Source organism: Thermoplasmataceae archaeon, assembly GCA_038729425.1.
GTDB lineage: Archaea > Thermoplasmatota > Thermoplasmata > Thermoplasmatales > Thermoplasmataceae > B-DKE.
In genome coordinates this window covers 59,617-76,194 of sequence record JAVYSB010000003.1, presented here as the reverse complement: position 1 = coordinate 76,194, position 16,578 = coordinate 59,617, and the positions used below count along the sequence as shown (strand labels likewise).

Here is a 16,578-nt window from a genome sequence, read left to right as displayed (position 1 = left end):
GAAGGTGCCGTTTATTTATATGTTAACTGAAGTAGAACTCACTATCCCTTAGAAAAATTCATTAATTACAAAGGATATCACCAAAAATGGAAAGAAATAACCTGATGGCTGTTGGAGCTTTCGTGGTAATTTCCATTCTACTTGTCGGTGGCCTGGAATTTTACAACATAAATGAGAAACCATCGGTGTCGCCAGTCATCATTTCCGGGGTACAGGTTGGCGAAACATGGCTCAAATATGACTCTTCCAACTCCACTGTTTACGCAAACATGACAACAATGGAGAATTACATAAACGTCACTGTTAAATTCAATGGCACAGTTTCGAACGCAACCCTGCTGGTCAACCCACAAAGTGTACACAATTCCACGACAAATGCGACCTACCCAATATTCCAGTCTGTTAATGAAACGTTTGTATTTGTTAAAGGGATTTACAGCCAAACATTCAGTTTCCAGATCAGTCGTGCAGTATACAATAATATGACACTTGGAAAAACATACACGGCCGTATTTGTAGTCCAGACAGGATCCTTCTTAGGGAATCTCCTAAACCTAGCAGTGACGCGATCATGAAGCGAACCGTCAGTAATAAATCCAGGTATCACATCAACGAGTGGACAAAAGCCCGAGGGCAACTTACGCTCGAAAGAGTGAGGAAAGTCCCCCCTCCACGACAGGTTCCAATCAACATAAGTTGATATCCCGAGAGGGATGGTAAAGAGAAAAGAAATTTACGGGTTCCGGTAAAGTATGATTCTGAAAGATGACGTTTCCGGAAGTACCGATGGGAACTCTTCCTGGATGGAGCAAGTCTAAAGAGACCCGGTGAGGCTGTCGCGAGGGTCAGGTAAGACGCATGTCCTTTGGGACTCAAGTCGAATGTTGCCAACCGTAAAAGCGGCCAACAGAAGGGGGCTTATTCCGGGCATTTGTTCAACTTTATTTCTGCTTTGCGATTCTATGATTATTTATTCTAATATATTCTCAATAAAATAATTCTTCGCAGTAATTTTGTTCACACGTATAGTATTAAATAATAGTTCTTCCAAAATGTTTATTTAGTGGTGTTATGATATACAAAACTATGAACCTGAAGAGCCAAGGAGGCAACTCGACCCTTTCAGGTAGAGACCTTAGGAAAGTGAGGGCTGACATACTCAGCAAGGCAAAGAGAATGAAGGAAAAGGTGGGCAACCGTTACAGCCGGCTGTCAGAAGAGTCGAACCTGGATAATGTAAGTAACATACTGTCTTGGCTGGCCAAGCAGGAGATTGAAGACACTGCAGTAATAGATAAACTCATAGAGACTGAGAGGATAGTTCATCAACGTGCTCTACTCACTAATGTTAGAGACTACGAGATGCTCGATCACCTTATATCGGATGACATGGGACAAGTTGATGCAAATGACTTAAACAGTGTACTTTTGTCTGCAATTAAAACTACCATCGACATGCACAATATTCTCGAACTCATGTCCAAGGAATACAGCGATCCTGAAATCAGTGGGCCTCTCAATCTTCTCGCCCAGCGTGAACTGAGGAATAAGGGAAGAATAGAAGAGTTGTATGAAGAATTCGTGAACAAGAACAACTGGTAACCATTTTCCACCAAAAATGCCGCAAGGGACATTTTTCATCAATAGGCAAATTTTATATCGTTGCGATTGAAAATTGATCTTTTGTACCATATAATGGAAAAGTATTCCTATTGAAGGGCATTCTCTGTTTTATGTATCGATTGACCACAGCGATAGCCCCCATCTGTGTTACAGCATCGAGGTGGTTTTGATTAACAGACAGCAGGATCAGATTCCTCCAAAGGGGATTAGAAGAAGAGAGCTCAGGGCACTTCGTACACTTTATCCTGTTTTCAGAAGATACACAAAGGATAGAAAGTCCACGAGAAGGCAAAAGGAGAATGAATGGAACTATAGGAGGCAGAGGAACGGTGATCGTGCGGTAGAAGCTTTCATACGCTTAGGTCCTACGTTCATAAAACTTGGACAGGTAATTTCTGCCAGGCCAGATCTGCTCCCAAAGGAATATCTTGCCTCCTTCGAGAGGTTGCAGGACGATGTACCTCCTGCAGCTTTTGATTCTGTAAGGCCAATAATAGAGAGGAATATTGGCAAAATTGAAGAAGTATTCGATAATTTTGACAGAGAAGCTATTTCTGGCGCATCTCTTGGGCAGGTTTACAGGGCAGTATACAAGGGCCGTGAGGTAGCAGTCAAGGTTAACAGGCCAGGGGTAAAGGAAAGTCTAAGGACTGATCTTATCGTTATAAGGCGTCTGCTGAGAGTGGGAAGGAGGTTCATCGACAATTTTCTTTATTACAGCATAAGCAACGTCATAGAGGATTTCAGTTCCAGAATTTTAGACGAGACTAACTACCTGAAGGAGGCAGACAACATACGCAGAATTAGGGAAAATATCCATGAGCGGGAAGATGTGATAATACCCAGTGTGATCGGTGAAGTAAGTGCTGCTGAAGTACTGGTAATGTCCTATGAGGACGGTATCAAAATAACTGAAATAAGTAAACTTAAGGAGAAGGGCATTGATCTCAAAAAGCTGGCTTGGAATATTGATCTGCTGTTTATGAGGATGCTTCTGCGGGATGACATATTCCACGCAGATCCGCATCCAGGAAACCTCTCTGTCAAAGATGACGGAACGATTGTACTTTATGATTTCGGGATGACAGGAAACCTAGACAAGAAGACCAGATTTGACCTTCTGTCACTTTATGATGGTCTGGTTTCGGAAGACCCCGATTCCATAATAGACGCACTCCTTTCCCTCAATGCTCTCTCCCCAGCTGCGAATCGTGGTATCATCAGGCAGACCATGAGCATGATCATTGCGGGCATGCAGGGAAAGAATCCAAATGAAATGGAGATACGGGAACTGCTCGAAATAGCGAATGGCGTCATTTTTGAATTCCCATTCAAGTTGCCCCGTTCTCTTGTGTTATATATGAGGATGTCCTCCCTTCTGGAGGGTATATGCATGCAACTGGACCCGGATTTCCAGTTTGTGCGCGTAATGAGACAGATGCTGTACAATGAGGGGTTGCTCAGCGAACTCTATTCCAATCAGATAGAGAATTTTGCCGGAAAAGCAATAAAGGCTGTGGAGAAAGGTTTGGAAGCACTCCCTCTGCTAAAAAGGCAACTCGAGGATGCAACCGTACCGCCAGGCCACAAGGATCCATACAGGCGTGTTTCATCATCGGTTTTCCTAGGTTTCGTATTGATAGCGTCAGCACTTTTCTACGGCAAATTTCCGCTGTACTCGGAACTAGCAATATTCCTAGATATTATAGCGTTCTTGGCAATGATAATAAAAAAATAAAATAAAAGTATCGCGCCAGGTTTACTCTACCTTCACGGTCTTAATTCCCTTTACCGGTATCCTGATGGTCAGCACTCCGTCCTTGTATTTTGCGTTATAGTTCGCCGCGTAGTCTACTTCCATCGGCAGTGAAATCCTCTTATGGACCTTTTCCGGCCTCTGATCCATGTACATCATGCCCGACTTTTCCAGTTCCCGGTTAGCGAAAATCGTCAGGGAATTTGTGTCTAGAACTATGCGTATATTTTCTTTCTTGAAACCGGGAAGATCTGCTTCTACAATGATCTCTCCGGATTCCTCATACATTGTAACTGGCGGATAAATGAAGCTCATCGCTTCCTTGACTCTGTTACCCAGACCCTTCATAAATTCATCTGCATAAAATCTCAGTGGGACTTCCATTCCTGCCATAAAAAAACATCAAGACGTTTTATATAAACATTGAGATTCCGGGCAACTACAAACCCGCTCTGGCAGACTTCATTATCTCTATGGCGGCTGTATATGGGTCTATCCTGTTCTTCAGGAATTCCGCCACACTATTATCTCTTTCCAGCAGTTTCTTTGTTTCATAAACATATTGCCGCCTGATCTCAGCCTGAAGGGCCATCTCCACTTCCTTTTTGAAACGGACTTCCCTGATTTCCGGTTTCCTCTCGATAAATAGCCTGTGGCCGTCTATTTCCGATATAAGTTCATCATATCCCTGATCTTTTACGCTGCTGGTTCCTATTACAGGAACTTTCCACTCTTTCTGCGGAGATAAGGACAATGAATCCTGGATATCCTTCATCGCGAGGAAAGCTCCCTCCCGATCCATCTTATTTACCACAAATATGTCTCCAATTTCCATTATTCCGGCTTTGATAGCCTGTATTTCGTCACCAAGCCCGGGTCCAAGTACTACCACCACGGTGTCTGCCAGGTTGATGATGTCAAGGTCAGCCTGTCCAGCACCTACGGTTTCAATTATGACGTAGTCACTACCTGAGGCGTCAAGTATCTTAACCGCATCCCACGTTGATCTGGAAAGGCCCCCGTTCACACCCCGGTTGGCAAGACTTCTCATGAATATCCCATTTTCTGTGAGCGAATCCTGCATACGTATCCTGTTACCAAGAAGGGAACCACCGGAAAACGGGCTTGAAGCATCAACAGCAATTACGGAAACCTTTTTTGCCCTGTCTGCAAGCTTCTTGGAGAGCTTACCGATCATGGTGCTTTTTCCTATACCGGGTGGTCCAGTAATACCCACAACGTGTGAATGTCCCGTGTAGCCAAAGATGCCCCTGATTATCGTGGAACACTCTTGAACCTTGTCGTCATCTTCCACAATTGAGATTGCTCGAGCAATACTCCTCTTATCCGCTGAAAGAATTCCACGAATTATATCATCTATTTTCAAACGGAACACCTATTGCATCTTTCTGGTCCGGGCCTCGATAGCCCTCTCGGTTATGTGTTCTATGATGGTTGAAATTGGGGTGCCTGGTCCATAATTACCAGTTATTCCCAGCTTTTCCAGCTTTGGTTTATCAGGATCAGGTATTGTCCCGCCACCGACTATTGCTATATCTTCTACGCCGCGTTTCTTTAACAGATCAGCGATTTTTTTGAAGACTGTAAGATGCGCTCCGTTGAGCAGGCTGAGTGCTATCACGTCCACATCCTCATTCACAGCGGTGTCAACTACTTCTTCCGGGGTAGGCAGCAATCCTGCGTAGAGTACCTCCATACCTGCATCCCTGAAGGCCTTTGCGAGAACAAGGACGCCTCTATCATGTCCATCTATACCCGGTTTCGCCAATAGTACTTTGATAGGCTTATCCTTAAACAAGGACTGGCTCTTTCCATCCACCAAAAACATTCCTCCCGACATTTGATATTTCCTCCAGCGTAGCATATGATTCCACTGCCTCTATTATGAAAGGCATCGAGTTTTCATTATGGTCCCTTAACGCATCCTCCAGCCTAGATAGGGCATTCTTTACCCTGTTCTCGTTCCTGTTCAGTTTTACCGTGTTGAGTTTAGCAACCTGTGACTTCTGTGCTTTCCTGCTGATCCTCAGGATGTTCAGTGGTTTCTCTCCCTCATCCACATACTTGTTCACCCCAACCATAACTTCCTTTCCCTGTTCTATCCTTATCTGCCTGCGATAGGAAGTGGCAGCGATTTCTTTCTGTATGTATCCAGTTTTTACCGCTTGCAGAATACCACCCATCTTCTCTATTTCAGCAAAGTACCTGAAAGCTTCCTCCTCCATCTTGTCTGTTAGCCATTCAACGTAATAGGATCCGCCAAGCGGGTCAATCGTGTCCGCTATTCCAGTTTCCTCAGCCAATATCTGTTGCGTCCTGAGAGCAACCTTGACAGCATTTTCCGAGGGCAATGCCCAGGCTTCGTCGTAAGAGTTGGTATGAAGACTCTGTGTCCCACCTAGGACACCTGCCATGGCTTCCACTGTGGTCCTGACAATATTATTCAGCGGTTGCTGCCACGTGAGCGAGTATCCAGAGGTCTGCGTATGAAACCTGAGGTAGAGGCTCCTCTCCTTCTTCACACCATATTTCTCCCTGAGAACTGTTGCCCATATTCTTCTGGCAGCTCTCAGCTTGGCAATCTCCTCAAAAAAGTTAATTGAAGCGTTAAAGAAGAATGAAAGTCTAGGTGCAAAGTCATCAGGGTTCAGTCCCGCCTCAATACCCATTTCAACGTAATGAAACCCATCGGCAAGGGTGAATGCAAGTTCCTGTGCTGCGCTGGATCCAGCCTCCCTGATATGATAGCCAGAAATACTTATGTAATTCCATTTCGGGACATTCTCAGTGCAGAAGACCATCATATCCCTTATGAGCCTGAGATGTGCCTCAGGAGGATAAATCCATTCTTTCTGAGCTATATATTCCTTTAGAATGTCAGCCTGGACCGTGCCAGAAATCTTTTCCAGGGGTACCCCCTGCTTCTTTGCTACGGCTATATACATCGCCGTAAGAATAGACGCGGGGGCATTGATGGTCATTGAAGTGCTTACCTCCCCAAGGTCTATTCCAGAAAGTATGTCTTCCATATCCCTCAGAGAGGAAACGTTAACACCGCATCTGCCAACCTCACCGTCAGCTCTCTTATTGTCGCAGTCATAGCCATACAGGGTTGGCATGTCAAACGCAATGCTCAGGCCAGATTCGCCGTGCTGTATGAGATATTTCAACCTTCTATTGGTGTCCTCAGGAGTTCCAAATCCTGAAAACATCCTCATTGTCCACAGTTTCCCGCGATACATGTTCGGATATACGCCACGCGTGAAGGGGTATTGGCCAGGATAACCCAGGTATTTCTCCTCGAAGTTTTTCCTCAAGTCGCTTGAGGTGTACAACTCATCAATAGTTATGCCTGATGAATTGTAATACTCCTTTTCCGAATTGTGGGTAGCTTGATTCCACTGGTCAAGCACTTCTGATTTCCACTGCTTAAACGGTGAATCTTTACTGCCAGCTTCTCTCTTTAGCTCCGACAGTTTTTCTTCCCAGTAATTATTACTTTCCCGAGCCATCTGTTCAAGAGTCTATACTTCGATTAAAATTTTTTCCACGTTCTTCCACATCGAGGTTAAAAAATATTAGGAATTGTTTCATTCCGCGATTAATCCGGTCTGCCGGTGCAAATATCAACGCGTGGTCGTATTGTAGTTTCGGGGGCTATCGAATATAGTGCAGGACAGATATCCAAGAAACGCGATAAAAGAACGTATGAAATATAGAAGAGTCATATTGCTACCGAACACATTCTCCCGCTTCAGGTGTGACCAAGAATCGGGATGTTTTCTTGACAGCTGTTTCCGTCCGTATCCATTCCAAAATGCCTGTTTGGCCATTCCGTGCAGCGATTCCCTTGTCCGGTTGAAGACAATGCATTCATTGCATTTTCCAATTCTTGCACCGGATTCAACACACCTTATGTTAAGGTCGATGTCTTCTGCAGTGATAAAATTCTCATCAAAACCTCCAAGTTTTAGGAAAAGTCTGCGGCTGTAGCCCAGGTTAGCTGATGGTGCAGTAACCTCTATGTTGCCATAGACAAGTTCAACTCTGGGCAGCGATCTCAGCCTCTCGCTTCCAACCTGTTTAACGGTTCCTATTACCATTTCATTGCCAAGGAGGAAGCACTCTCTCATGTGGCTGATCCATTCAGGATCTGCCGTAGTATCTCCATCAGTGAAGGCGATAAATGGAAAAGATGCTTTGTCAACGCCTATATTTCTTCCTGCCCCACGGGTGCATTTTATTACAAAATGTCTTATGAATTGGTATCTGGATGCGTAATCCTTCAAGATTTCCGAAGTTCCATCGCTACTCTCTGAATCCACTATAACGATTTCCTTGGGCCCCTCCTGATCGACAAGGCTTTCTAAAAGGTCCCTTATGGTGCCAGCATTGTTGTAAACAGTTATGACAATGGAAATCCCAGCTTGCTCTTTGTTCATGTGGGTATCAGACCCAGTCCATCCTCTTCAATTCCCTTTCCTTTTTGGTGTTCTTCTTATACTCCTTGTAATGTTCCTTGCAGAGATGGATCTTAGTTTTCTTTTCTTTAAGCGAAAATACCTTTGAAGCCAGTTCACCTTCCACAGTCTTGAAGCTCTCCCTGTCACAGCCAGAAACTTCGCAAGTCTTGACCTTCATTCCCGTGATAATTCACTGGAGGTATAAAATTTGTTTCAGCAGGAATGAAAAAGCTTATTGTCTTATGAATATGACAGAACTATGCAGGTTTCCCCATCAATAATCTCAGCGAAGATGTATGATCTCCAGAATGAAGTTGATAGATGCGAGAAGGCAGGTGTTTCCTCATTTCATATGGACGTGATGGATGGGCACTTCGCGCCCAACCTAACCATAGGACCTGATTTCATAAAGGCGGTGAAACACTGCGCAAGTGTCCCACTTGAAACACATCTCATGATCGATCGACCGGACAAATATTACGATGCTTTTGTGAAAGCGGGATCAGATGTCATAATGATTCATTACGAATCTCCCATAGATGTTGGGTCTTTACTCAATAAACTGGGGCACGAGGGCATAAAGTACAGTTTGGTCATTAATCCGGAGACTCCGGTTGTTCAGGTGAAGGACCTTATCCCCGGCTGCTATTCCGTCCTGGTTATGTCTGTGCATCCAGGATTTTCTGGCCAGAAATTCATTCCGGATTCTCCTGTCAAGATAATGGAAATGAGGGATCTTCTGGACAGCATTTCTCCCGATACCCTGCTTGAGGTTGACGGCGGGATAAATCTTGAAACCGGCAAACTATGCGCTGACGCCGGCGCAGATGTTTTGGTCTCGGGTTCATTTATTTTCGGCAACGATCTTACCGGATCGATAAATGTTCTCAAGGGGCTTCAAAGACCCTAATTCTGGAGGATTATTCTTCCACCGACCTTAGTTTCAAAGAGATTTAAGGCGTCCTTAAGATCGTAAAGGTCAAGTTTACTTGGCGTGCCAACCTTGAAATTCTCGCGCAGAGAGATTTCCAACAATTCACTGAGTTCTTTTCTGTTTCCTCCAGTTGATCCTATTATCCTGATTTCTCGAGTATATAGGTCACCTATGTCCAGCTTGGACTCCCTTCCTGTCTGTACCCCGTAAGTCACAATCGATCCTCCGTTCGCAACGTGCTTGATGGACTGCTCCCAGAACGACGAACCGATAGAGTTGATCACTATATCTGCCTTGAAATTCTCTGGAATCTTGTCGGGGGGAAAGGTTTCATGCGCCCCGAAATCAGTTAACCAGTTATTCCTGGACACCGCATATACATCCATCCCCATTGTTCTGCCTAACTGAAGCGCAAAGGTTCCAGTGTTCCCCGAGGCACCATAGACAAGAAGCTTTTGACCGGCAGAAGCACCTGTTCTTTTTAGCGCGTGATATGCAGTGAGACCGCCAATCGGTAGGCTCACAGCTACATCTGTATCCATCCTGGGATTAACTTTAAATACCATGCTCTCGGGTACTGAAATAAAGTCCGCGTATCCGCCATTAGTGACCACCCCCCATATTCCTCCATTCCTGCAAAGATACTCCTTTCCTTCAAGGCAATATTCGCACGTCCCATCAAACATCCTTGGATAAATGATAACTGCGTCACCTTTCCTGACATTTCTTCCATCGCTTTCGGTAGTTCCATAGACTTCTGACCCAGGGATATGAGGAACTGGAGCAAGGTTGTACAGTATTTTGCCATTGATAAGATTGTAGTCAATTGGGTTTAATCCAGCTTTTTTTACCCTCACTATTATCTGGCCCTCTTTCTCTTCTGGCTTTGGCACCTGCTCTATCTTCAGATTCTGCTTCCCGAAAGGCTGGTAAACTCTCAACGCTTTCATGGTTACGCGTAGCTATTTTTGCTTAAAAGGATAACCAACTTGCCATCAAACAAGGTCTTCATTTTGCAATATATGAAAACGTGAAATATCAGTTAAGGTATATACGTACGACCTAATGCAAGAAAATCAGATACTGGCTTCATTCAAGTCATACATGCTCGCCGAGAGGAAGAGCCGGTATACCATAAAGGAATACCTGTTCCTTGTGGGGCACTTCCTTGAATATATTGGTAAGGATCTAAAATTGGTGGATTCTTCTGATATTGAGCGCTTCAAGAAGTATCTGGCCACGGAAAAGAACTACTCTAAAAACAGCCAGTACCTCGCCATAAAGGCAATCCGGCTACTTTACCGATCTAGGTCTGTCCAGCCTCCGGCTAATCTAACCCCTCCAAAGAGGTCCAGAAAAATGCCAATCTACCTCAGCGAGGCTGAGGCACACCAGCTTATCCAAGCTGCTGCGCATGAGTTGAGGGAACTTGCTATGGTGTCAATGCTCCTCTACACTGGGATACGTGTTGGGGAATTGTGTAATCTTGACGTTGATGACATTGATCTGGACACTGGAATTGTGCGAATAATGGCGGGAAAAGGTGACAAAGACAGGATCGTCATAATGTCGAAGGAGATCCATGCAGTGATGTCGAAATACATTTCCGAGAGACAGGAGGCAGGAATGGATAACAGGGCCTTATTTTTGAGCAGCAGGAGACGGCGCCTTGACACGTCAACCGTGGAGAGGATTATCAGAGGAATTTCTATTGAAGCCAATTTACAAAAGAGAGTTACACCACATGTACTGCGGCACACTTTTGCCACTTCGGTGCTGAGAAATGGAGGAGACATTAGATTCATCCAGCAGATACTCGGCCATTCAAGCCTTGCTACCACACAGATATACACGCATATAGATGAGAACGTTCTCAAGGAAATGTACGAAAAGTACGGCCCAAAATTTTAACTTTTTCTGCTGACTAGGTAATCAGCAAACCAACCCAGAAAGCTCTTCACCTCAGTATCTCCGCCAAGTCGTCTCAGATGATCTTTTGCTTTCTTGACCAAGTCTGCGGCCATTCTGCTTGAGTAATCAAGAGAACCTGTATTCTTAACAATCTCCTTAAGTTTAGCAAAATCCTCGTCAGACACGTTGCCACTCCTCAGGCAGGTTTTTATGAATGCAGCCTGATCTTCAGATGATTCCTGAATTGCCTTAAGCATTAGAAGAGTCTTCTTTCCCTCGTTCACATCGCTCTTTACAGGTTTTCCAGTTACCGATTCATCACCGAAGAGTCCGATTATGTCATCGTGCAGTTGGAAAGCTATGCCCAGTGCATCCCCGTACTCAAGCAGATCGGTGAAGTCCTTTTCTGTTCCACTGAGTATTGCACCCATTTTTAACGGTCCCTGAACGGTATACTTGGCCGTTTTCCAGAGATGCAACTGAATGAGGCTTTCTTCGTTGAACTCTTCATTAAAGGGCGACTCCACATCGATCAACTGCCCGTATCCTGTTTTCTCAATAATATTGGAAAGCTCAAGTGAAGCCAGATATGCTTGTTTAAACGGCACACCAGATTCGAGAATTACCTGGTGCGCGTAGCTTTCAGCCAAGTCGCCTGCAACAATTGCAAGATTTTCGGAAATTCTTTTAGCGTCAGGGGTCCTGTTCTTTATGGTGAATTCTACCTGTCTATGGAAACTTGGTTTTCCTCTCCTGAAATCACTCTGATCTATTATGTCATCGTGAATGAGGAGGTACGTCTGAAGAATTTCAATGCTGGCCGATGCTTTTACCACCCCATTTCCATTCCCATTAAAAAGATCATGTCCCATCTGAACAAGGATAGGCCTTACCCTTTTCCCTCCATTCAGTGTGAAATCCCTGATCTTGGAAACAATGTCATGAATAAATGGATCTGAAATCTCCTTTAGTTTCGAATCAAAAAACTCGGCAAGCGAATTCTCGATCAATTTTCTCTTTTCCAGCATTAGAGCACTGTAATCGGCCAAAATTAACCACTCTTATTCGACTGCCATACTGTAATTTCTTATAACACTTTTGCAGCATCAATGTGGTCTCCCTTGCGGATTTGACTTTCCAGTCCGATGCCAAGCTTGATTAAACTCATCCCGCTGATCGATTACAAACATGAAGCAGTGTGGCATCGATGAGGCGGGAAGAGGCCCTGTACTGGGTCCGATGGTGATAGCAATGGTATGTGCTGATGTTAAAGATCTTGAATCCCTAGGGGTTAGAGACTCAAAACAACTCTCTCCAGCAGTCCGGAATAAAATGTTTCGTGGGATTATGGACATTGCAGATCAGGTTGAAGTCACAATAATCAACCCACCTGAAATAAATAAACTCATGAAGAAAATTTCCCTGAATGAAATCGAATATCTGCATTACGCAAATCTTATAAGAAAAGCTTCAGGAAACATTTACATTGATTGTTTTGACGTACTGACCGCCAGAGCGGAAGAAAGATTTTTCATTGAAACGGGGAAAAAAGTCGTATGTGAGCATAAGGCGGACCAGAAATATGCATCGGTGTCTTCCGCTTCCATCATAGCAAAGGTGACAAGGGACAGTGAAATAGATAAGTTAAGGAATAGGTACGGAGAAATTGGGTCCGGATATCCATCAGACCCTTATACTGTGAGATTCCTGAGGAAGGCTATAAGGGACGGGAGAGATCTTTCTGAAATCGTCCGAACACAGTGGTCGACCTATAAGAGGATTAGATCTGAATCTGAAAGTAGGATACTGTTCTGAACCGCGGTCACTGTTACCGCTCTCGAAAAAAAAGACTTAAAATAGTTGAGTGCCAATAAACCTGCGTGGCAAAAGATTTTATTTTACAGGACAAGACGGACCAAGCAGACGATTACAATGAAAGGGGGATATCATATTTCAACCTGACAAAATACCCGGATGCCATCCAGCAGTTTACAAAGGCAATAAAGATTAATGGAAACGATCCAGATTATTACTTTAATAGAGGACTAGCTTACTACTCGATGAAGATGTTGGACCAGGCCATCTCAGACTATAGAAAGGCCATTGAACTAAATCCTGACCATGCAGACTATCATAACGCCGTTGGGTCAGCCCTTGAGGACAGGGGAGACATCGAAGAAGCACTGGACGAATTCAACGAGGCAGTAAAAATTGAGGCTGATGTTCCTGACTTTTATTACAACAGGGGAAACGTATTCTGGAAACTTAAGAAGTTTGATGAGGCGATGAGGGACTATGGAAAGGCTGTGGATCTCAATTCTGCCGATCAGATATTCATTTTTAAACGGTATCAGGCGTACCTTGCACTGAATGATTACGATAATGCTTTGAAAGATATAGACATGGCACTGAAACTGGTCCCAGAAGGCTATCTATACAAGATTGAGAAAGCCAATCTTCTGGTAAAGATGTCCCGGAGAGAGGAGGCAATCAAACTTCTAGCATCAGCCAAGGAAAGTGCACCTGATGCAACGGTAATACAGGACAGGATAGATGAAATCATGGCCGGTAAGCCATGATCTCAGCGATACATTGGTTCCTCTGATTTTCCAATCTTCTTGTTCTGAAGATCATTATATTGCTTCATTACAGCGTCGATCTCTGTTTGCATCCTCTGCACGCTTTCCTGAAGCAGTGTTGTATCGATCTTGACGCTCGTTTTCTGACTTACAGACTGGACCAGAGACAGTGCGGATCCGGGATCCGGTAAATCAACGGAGCATGGCGTAACTAGGGAACTTCCCTTGAAGCCTTTTACAAGGCACTCACTCAGGAGGCTGCCTGAAATTCCGCTTATTATGGCTGACTGCGCCATAGGTATGCCACGTTTCTCGCAAACGGCGAGTTCATCCTTTTCGGCAATGCAATATGTCTTTCTGGTAGGAGGTATGTCATTTACCGGAATTCCGTCAAGAACTGTAATTTCGTTGGCACCTATTTTTTTTGCCCAGTCTATAATTGCAGCCGAGATCTCGTAAAGCCCTTCATCCCTGACAGGAACCTCACTTATTATTGCAAGCACATCGCCCTTGTCGGTGCTGTATATCCTGAAAGGATGTCTTAGCTTGCTGCCAACAAAAACCGCAACTGGAGGGATGTGCGGGGACTTGATATGAGCAACCTGGTGCATTTTCAGTTGTTCAATTATATACCCAACCGAAAGTAGCCCGGCCATCGTAGTTCCGACGAAACCACCAATTATTTTGGGGTGGTCATAATCTCTCTTTACGAGTTCAACAACTTGGGTGTGGAGAACATTTTCTTTGTCGTCCATTATCTCACATTTGAGCAAGAGTATAAGTCTAGTTAAAGTCTTTGGAATGAAATTAACATTTGGCTAGATCTGAAGCACTTTTCAAGGCGCATCTTTAGAATTCAGTTCCCATGCATTACAGCAATCTTATTAGAGCAAACGATCATGACGACTAAGTGAGTTCTTTGCAGATCCCGTTGAACCTCAGAGATTATCAGCGCCCGATAATTGATTTTATCACCGCGAATGTCTCTTCCAAGGGTTCGGTAGCCATAGAATCTCCCACCGGGTCGGGAAAAACACTGATGGGGCTTATCTCTGCTCTTACTCTCGCTAAAAAAGAAAATAGAAAGATACTTTATCTGACTAGGACAAATTCTCAACAGGAACAGGTAATAAACGAAATAAGAAGGCTGAGCAGTGATTTTGTGATCAAGGCCGTACCGCTTCAGGGCAGATCCAATCTGTGCTTGCTTTACAGGGAAATTGAAGGATCTGGTGATTTTACGCCGGAGTCTCTCTCCAGATTCTGCTCAATTAGAAAAAGAAAAGTTTTGACCGGCGACCAGTCTGCGTGCAGATTTTTCAGCGATGCTGTGAGATCGGATGAAACACAGGCGTATATTTTTAGCAATCACCCAACAGCCGAGGAGTTCCTTGCCCATGCGAAATCAAAGGAATTCTGTGCGTATGAAAGCCTGAAATTTTCAATGAAGAGTTCCAATCTGGTTATCGCTCCTTACGCCAATTACCTTAATCCTCTTACATCAAGTAGGCTGATTTACAACTGGGGGGTTTCTAGAAAAGAGCTCATAATCATAATGGATGAAGCACACAACCTCCCTGACATTGCAAGGGAATTCTCTTCATTTTCAGTGAGTGTGAATCAGTTGAACCTCGCGGAAAGGGAGAGCTTGGAATTTGGAGACTTCGAGCTGATAAAGAGAATCAGGGCATCAGATTTTATAGAGATGCTGAGAAATACAATCTTGGACATTGTGAGAGACAAGATAGGGGAAAACGATGAAGCGAGAATAAAATTTGACGAATTCCGGGAATACATGATGATCGAAAACTCGCTCAGTTCTGAAAAATATCTCAGTCTCCTGGATTATATGAGTATTTTCGGTGAATACATAGCTGATAAGCGTGAGAAAGAAGGAAAGGTACCGAGGACAGTTGTTCTATCTGTTGCGGACAAGCTTCGATCGTGGGAGGCTCTGGACGATCAGGTATACGCTGCTATCGCGTCAAAGGAACATCTCGGGTCAATAGATGCCATATGCCTGGACCCGTCCAGAATACTCGATCCCCTCAGAGAATCCTGGACAATTCATATGTCAGGAACATTGGACCCCATTGAGGTGTACAAGAATATAACGGGATTTACTGAAATGGACCACCTTGTAGTTCCCTACATTTTTCCGCGTGAAAACAGGAAGATAATATACGACGCAAATACAACCACTAAATTTGATGAATTCGACGAGGCAGAAGCTCAAAAAATCCACAGTAAAATCAACGATATTATTACCACTGCCAGAAGAAACACAATCGTCTTCTTTCCATCTTACAGCATAATGGAGAAGATTGCTTCAGTACCATTCGATTTCAAGTACTATTCTGAGAAGAGAGATCTTGATCAGGGTTCTCTGATGGACATGGTCAAGAGATTTCGGAGAGGAAAATCTGCCATATTCGCAGTATCTGGAGGAAGGATATCTGAAGGTATGAATTTCCCCGGGGTCGAACTGGAACTTGTTATAATCGCCGGGATCCCATATCCCAGGCCGGACGCCAGGCAGAAAGCCATAATGGACTATTATGACCTCAAGTATGGAAACGGCTGGCAATATGCAGTTGTATTTCCTACAGCAATAAAGATGAAACAGGCCATAGGCAGGCTCATAAGAAACGAGAGCGATAGGGGAATGGCAATTATACTTGACAGGAGGGCTGGTGTATTCAAAGAATACATACCGGGACTAGAGTTATCGTCCGATCCTGTTGCGGATGTATCAGAGTTCTTCAAGTCCTATTCGGGATAAATTATAAACCAAGCATTATCGAGCTGTGAGCGTTTCAAAGCTACGTTGACGAAAATGCGACTAAATGAAACATATGCACCTTATATGCGTCACACCAGAATAACCTTTTTTTCGCGAAAAAATATTACGCTGTCTCACAAAATTAAATACTTTCCAATTATAAAGTAACGCTCAGTAAGATATGAAGAAGGACTTCGCCCTGCAGATTGATAATTTCATTGCAAAAGGATCTATCAGGAAATGGGTAATCGTCGGTATCCTGATAGGCTTAATGGCAGGAGTTGGATCATATATCCTTTATTATGGGATAGAATTTTTTACGACACTTCTCTCGACGGACATATCTGGCTTTACCCCACCATCTACAGGAAACTCTCCCGCTGTTCTTAATTATGTAATCAGCGGGTTTCACCGATACCTTATACCGGTTTCCACGGTGCTTGGAGGTTTGTTATCAGGAATGCTTGTTTATTGGTTTGCACCAGAGGCGGAGGGTCACGGTACTGATG

The 16,578-nt window shown here is 44.1% G+C and carries 18 protein-coding genes and 1 other RNA gene; 10 read left to right on the top strand and 9 right to left on the bottom strand.

Annotated features, from left to right (window positions below):
• The first annotated feature begins 86 nt into the window (after window positions 1–86).
• The 4 genes from QW597_03675 (at window position 87) to QW597_03660 (ending at window position 3,361) form a co-directional block, all read left to right on the top strand.
• Window positions 87–575: a hypothetical protein gene (locus QW597_03675; protein ID MEM0155684.1), complete on the top strand. Its 489-nt coding sequence runs from the start codon at window positions 87–89 to the stop codon at window positions 573–575.
• A gap of 46 nt (window positions 576–621) precedes the next feature.
• Window positions 622–933: RNase P RNA component (gene rnpB, locus QW597_03670), an RNA gene on the top strand.
• 138 nt (window positions 934–1,071) lie between these two features.
• Complete coding sequence (locus tag QW597_03665; protein ID MEM0155683.1) at window positions 1,072–1,602, top strand: hypothetical protein; 531 nt, start codon at window positions 1,072–1,074, stop codon at window positions 1,600–1,602.
• Window positions 1,603–1,789: 187 nt separating this feature from the next.
• On the top strand, window positions 1,790–3,361 hold the full coding sequence (locus QW597_03660) for an AarF/ABC1/UbiB kinase family protein (protein ID MEM0155682.1): 1,572 nt from the start codon (window positions 1,790–1,792) through the stop codon (window positions 3,359–3,361).
• A gap of 21 nt (window positions 3,362–3,382) precedes the next feature.
• On the opposite strand, the gene hsp14 is transcribed toward QW597_03660, so the two are convergent.
• The 6 genes from hsp14 to QW597_03630 all read right to left on the bottom strand — a co-directional run bounded on the left by hsp14 (window position 3,383) and on the right by QW597_03630 (window position 8,041).
• Window positions 3,383–3,772 (bottom strand): archaeal heat shock protein Hsp14, encoded by a 390-nt coding sequence (hsp14, locus tag QW597_03655; GenBank protein MEM0155681.1) that lies wholly within the window; start codon window positions 3,770–3,772, stop codon window positions 3,383–3,385.
• Between the two features lie 46 nt (window positions 3,773–3,818).
• The gene (gene meaB / locus QW597_03650) at window positions 3,819–4,766 is read right to left on the bottom strand and encodes a methylmalonyl Co-A mutase-associated GTPase MeaB (GenBank protein ID MEM0155680.1); all 948 of its coding nucleotides are present in this window, start codon (window positions 4,764–4,766) and stop codon (window positions 3,819–3,821) included.
• A 9-nt stretch (window positions 4,767–4,775) separates the two neighbouring features.
• On the bottom strand, window positions 4,776–5,228 hold the full coding sequence (locus tag QW597_03645; protein MEM0155679.1) for a cobalamin B12-binding domain-containing protein: 453 nt from the start codon (window positions 5,226–5,228) through the stop codon (window positions 4,776–4,778).
• A complete protein-coding gene (locus QW597_03640) occupies window positions 5,191–6,912 on the bottom strand; it encodes a methylmalonyl-CoA mutase family protein (protein MEM0155678.1) in 1,722 nt (573 codons plus the stop codon). The genes QW597_03645 and QW597_03640 overlap by 38 nt, the downstream gene beginning before the upstream one ends.
• 114 nt (window positions 6,913–7,026) lie before the next feature.
• Window positions 7,027–7,842: a glycosyltransferase gene (locus tag QW597_03635; protein ID MEM0155677.1), complete on the bottom strand. Its 816-nt coding sequence runs from the start codon at window positions 7,840–7,842 to the stop codon at window positions 7,027–7,029.
• Window positions 7,843–7,849: 7 nt separating this feature from the next.
• The gene (locus QW597_03630) at window positions 7,850–8,041 is read right to left on the bottom strand and encodes a hypothetical protein (protein ID MEM0155676.1); all 192 of its coding nucleotides are present in this window, start codon (window positions 8,039–8,041) and stop codon (window positions 7,850–7,852) included.
• An 81-nt stretch (window positions 8,042–8,122) separates the two neighbouring features.
• Here QW597_03630 and rpe point away from each other — a divergent pair, with 81 nt between their 5' ends.
• Window positions 8,123–8,773, top strand: a complete 651-nt coding sequence (rpe, locus tag QW597_03625) for a ribulose-phosphate 3-epimerase (protein ID MEM0155675.1) — start codon at window positions 8,123–8,125, stop codon at window positions 8,771–8,773.
• Here rpe and QW597_03620 read toward each other — a convergent pair.
• On the bottom strand, window positions 8,770–9,747 hold the full coding sequence (locus QW597_03620) for an alcohol dehydrogenase catalytic domain-containing protein (protein MEM0155674.1): 978 nt from the start codon (window positions 9,745–9,747) through the stop codon (window positions 8,770–8,772). The genes rpe and QW597_03620 overlap by 4 nt on opposite strands.
• Before the next feature lie 115 nt (window positions 9,748–9,862).
• On the opposite strand from QW597_03620, the gene QW597_03615 reads away from it, so the two are divergent.
• Entirely contained in the window at window positions 9,863–10,708 is an 846-nt protein-coding gene (locus QW597_03615) for a tyrosine-type recombinase/integrase (GenBank protein ID MEM0155673.1), read from the top strand.
• Here the strand turns inward: QW597_03615 and QW597_03610 are convergent.
• Window positions 10,705–11,757 carry a polyprenyl synthetase family protein gene (locus QW597_03610; GenBank protein ID MEM0155672.1) on the bottom strand — a complete coding sequence of 351 codons (1,053 nt, stop codon included), beginning with the start codon at window positions 11,755–11,757 and terminating at the stop codon, window positions 10,705–10,707. The two genes, QW597_03615 and QW597_03610, sit on opposite strands and share 4 nt — an antisense overlap.
• Window positions 11,758–11,896: 139 nt before the next feature.
• Between QW597_03610 and rnhB the strand changes: the two genes are divergently transcribed.
• Together rnhB and QW597_03600 are read left to right on the top strand one after the other, a co-directional pair.
• Window positions 11,897–12,523, top strand: a complete 627-nt coding sequence (gene rnhB, locus QW597_03605) for a ribonuclease HII (GenBank protein MEM0155671.1) — start codon at window positions 11,897–11,899, stop codon at window positions 12,521–12,523.
• 65 nt (window positions 12,524–12,588) lie between these two features.
• A complete protein-coding gene (locus QW597_03600) occupies window positions 12,589–13,287 on the top strand; it encodes a tetratricopeptide repeat protein (GenBank protein MEM0155670.1) in 699 nt (232 codons plus the stop codon).
• Between the two features lie 2 nt (window positions 13,288–13,289).
• On the opposite strand, the gene QW597_03595 is transcribed toward QW597_03600, so the two are convergent.
• Entirely contained in the window at window positions 13,290–14,042 is a 753-nt protein-coding gene (locus QW597_03595; protein MEM0155669.1) for a PAC2 family protein, read from the bottom strand.
• Window positions 14,043–14,197: 155 nt separating this feature from the next.
• On the opposite strand from QW597_03595, the gene QW597_03590 reads away from it, so the two are divergent.
• Together QW597_03590 and QW597_03585 are read left to right on the top strand one after the other, a co-directional pair.
• Entirely contained in the window at window positions 14,198–16,069 is a 1,872-nt protein-coding gene (locus QW597_03590; GenBank protein MEM0155668.1) for an ATP-dependent DNA helicase, read from the top strand.
• A gap of 181 nt (window positions 16,070–16,250) precedes the next feature.
• Window positions 16,251–16,578, top strand: a 328-nt coding sequence (locus QW597_03585) for a hypothetical protein (GenBank protein ID MEM0155667.1), incomplete at its 3' end; no start/stop codon positions are given.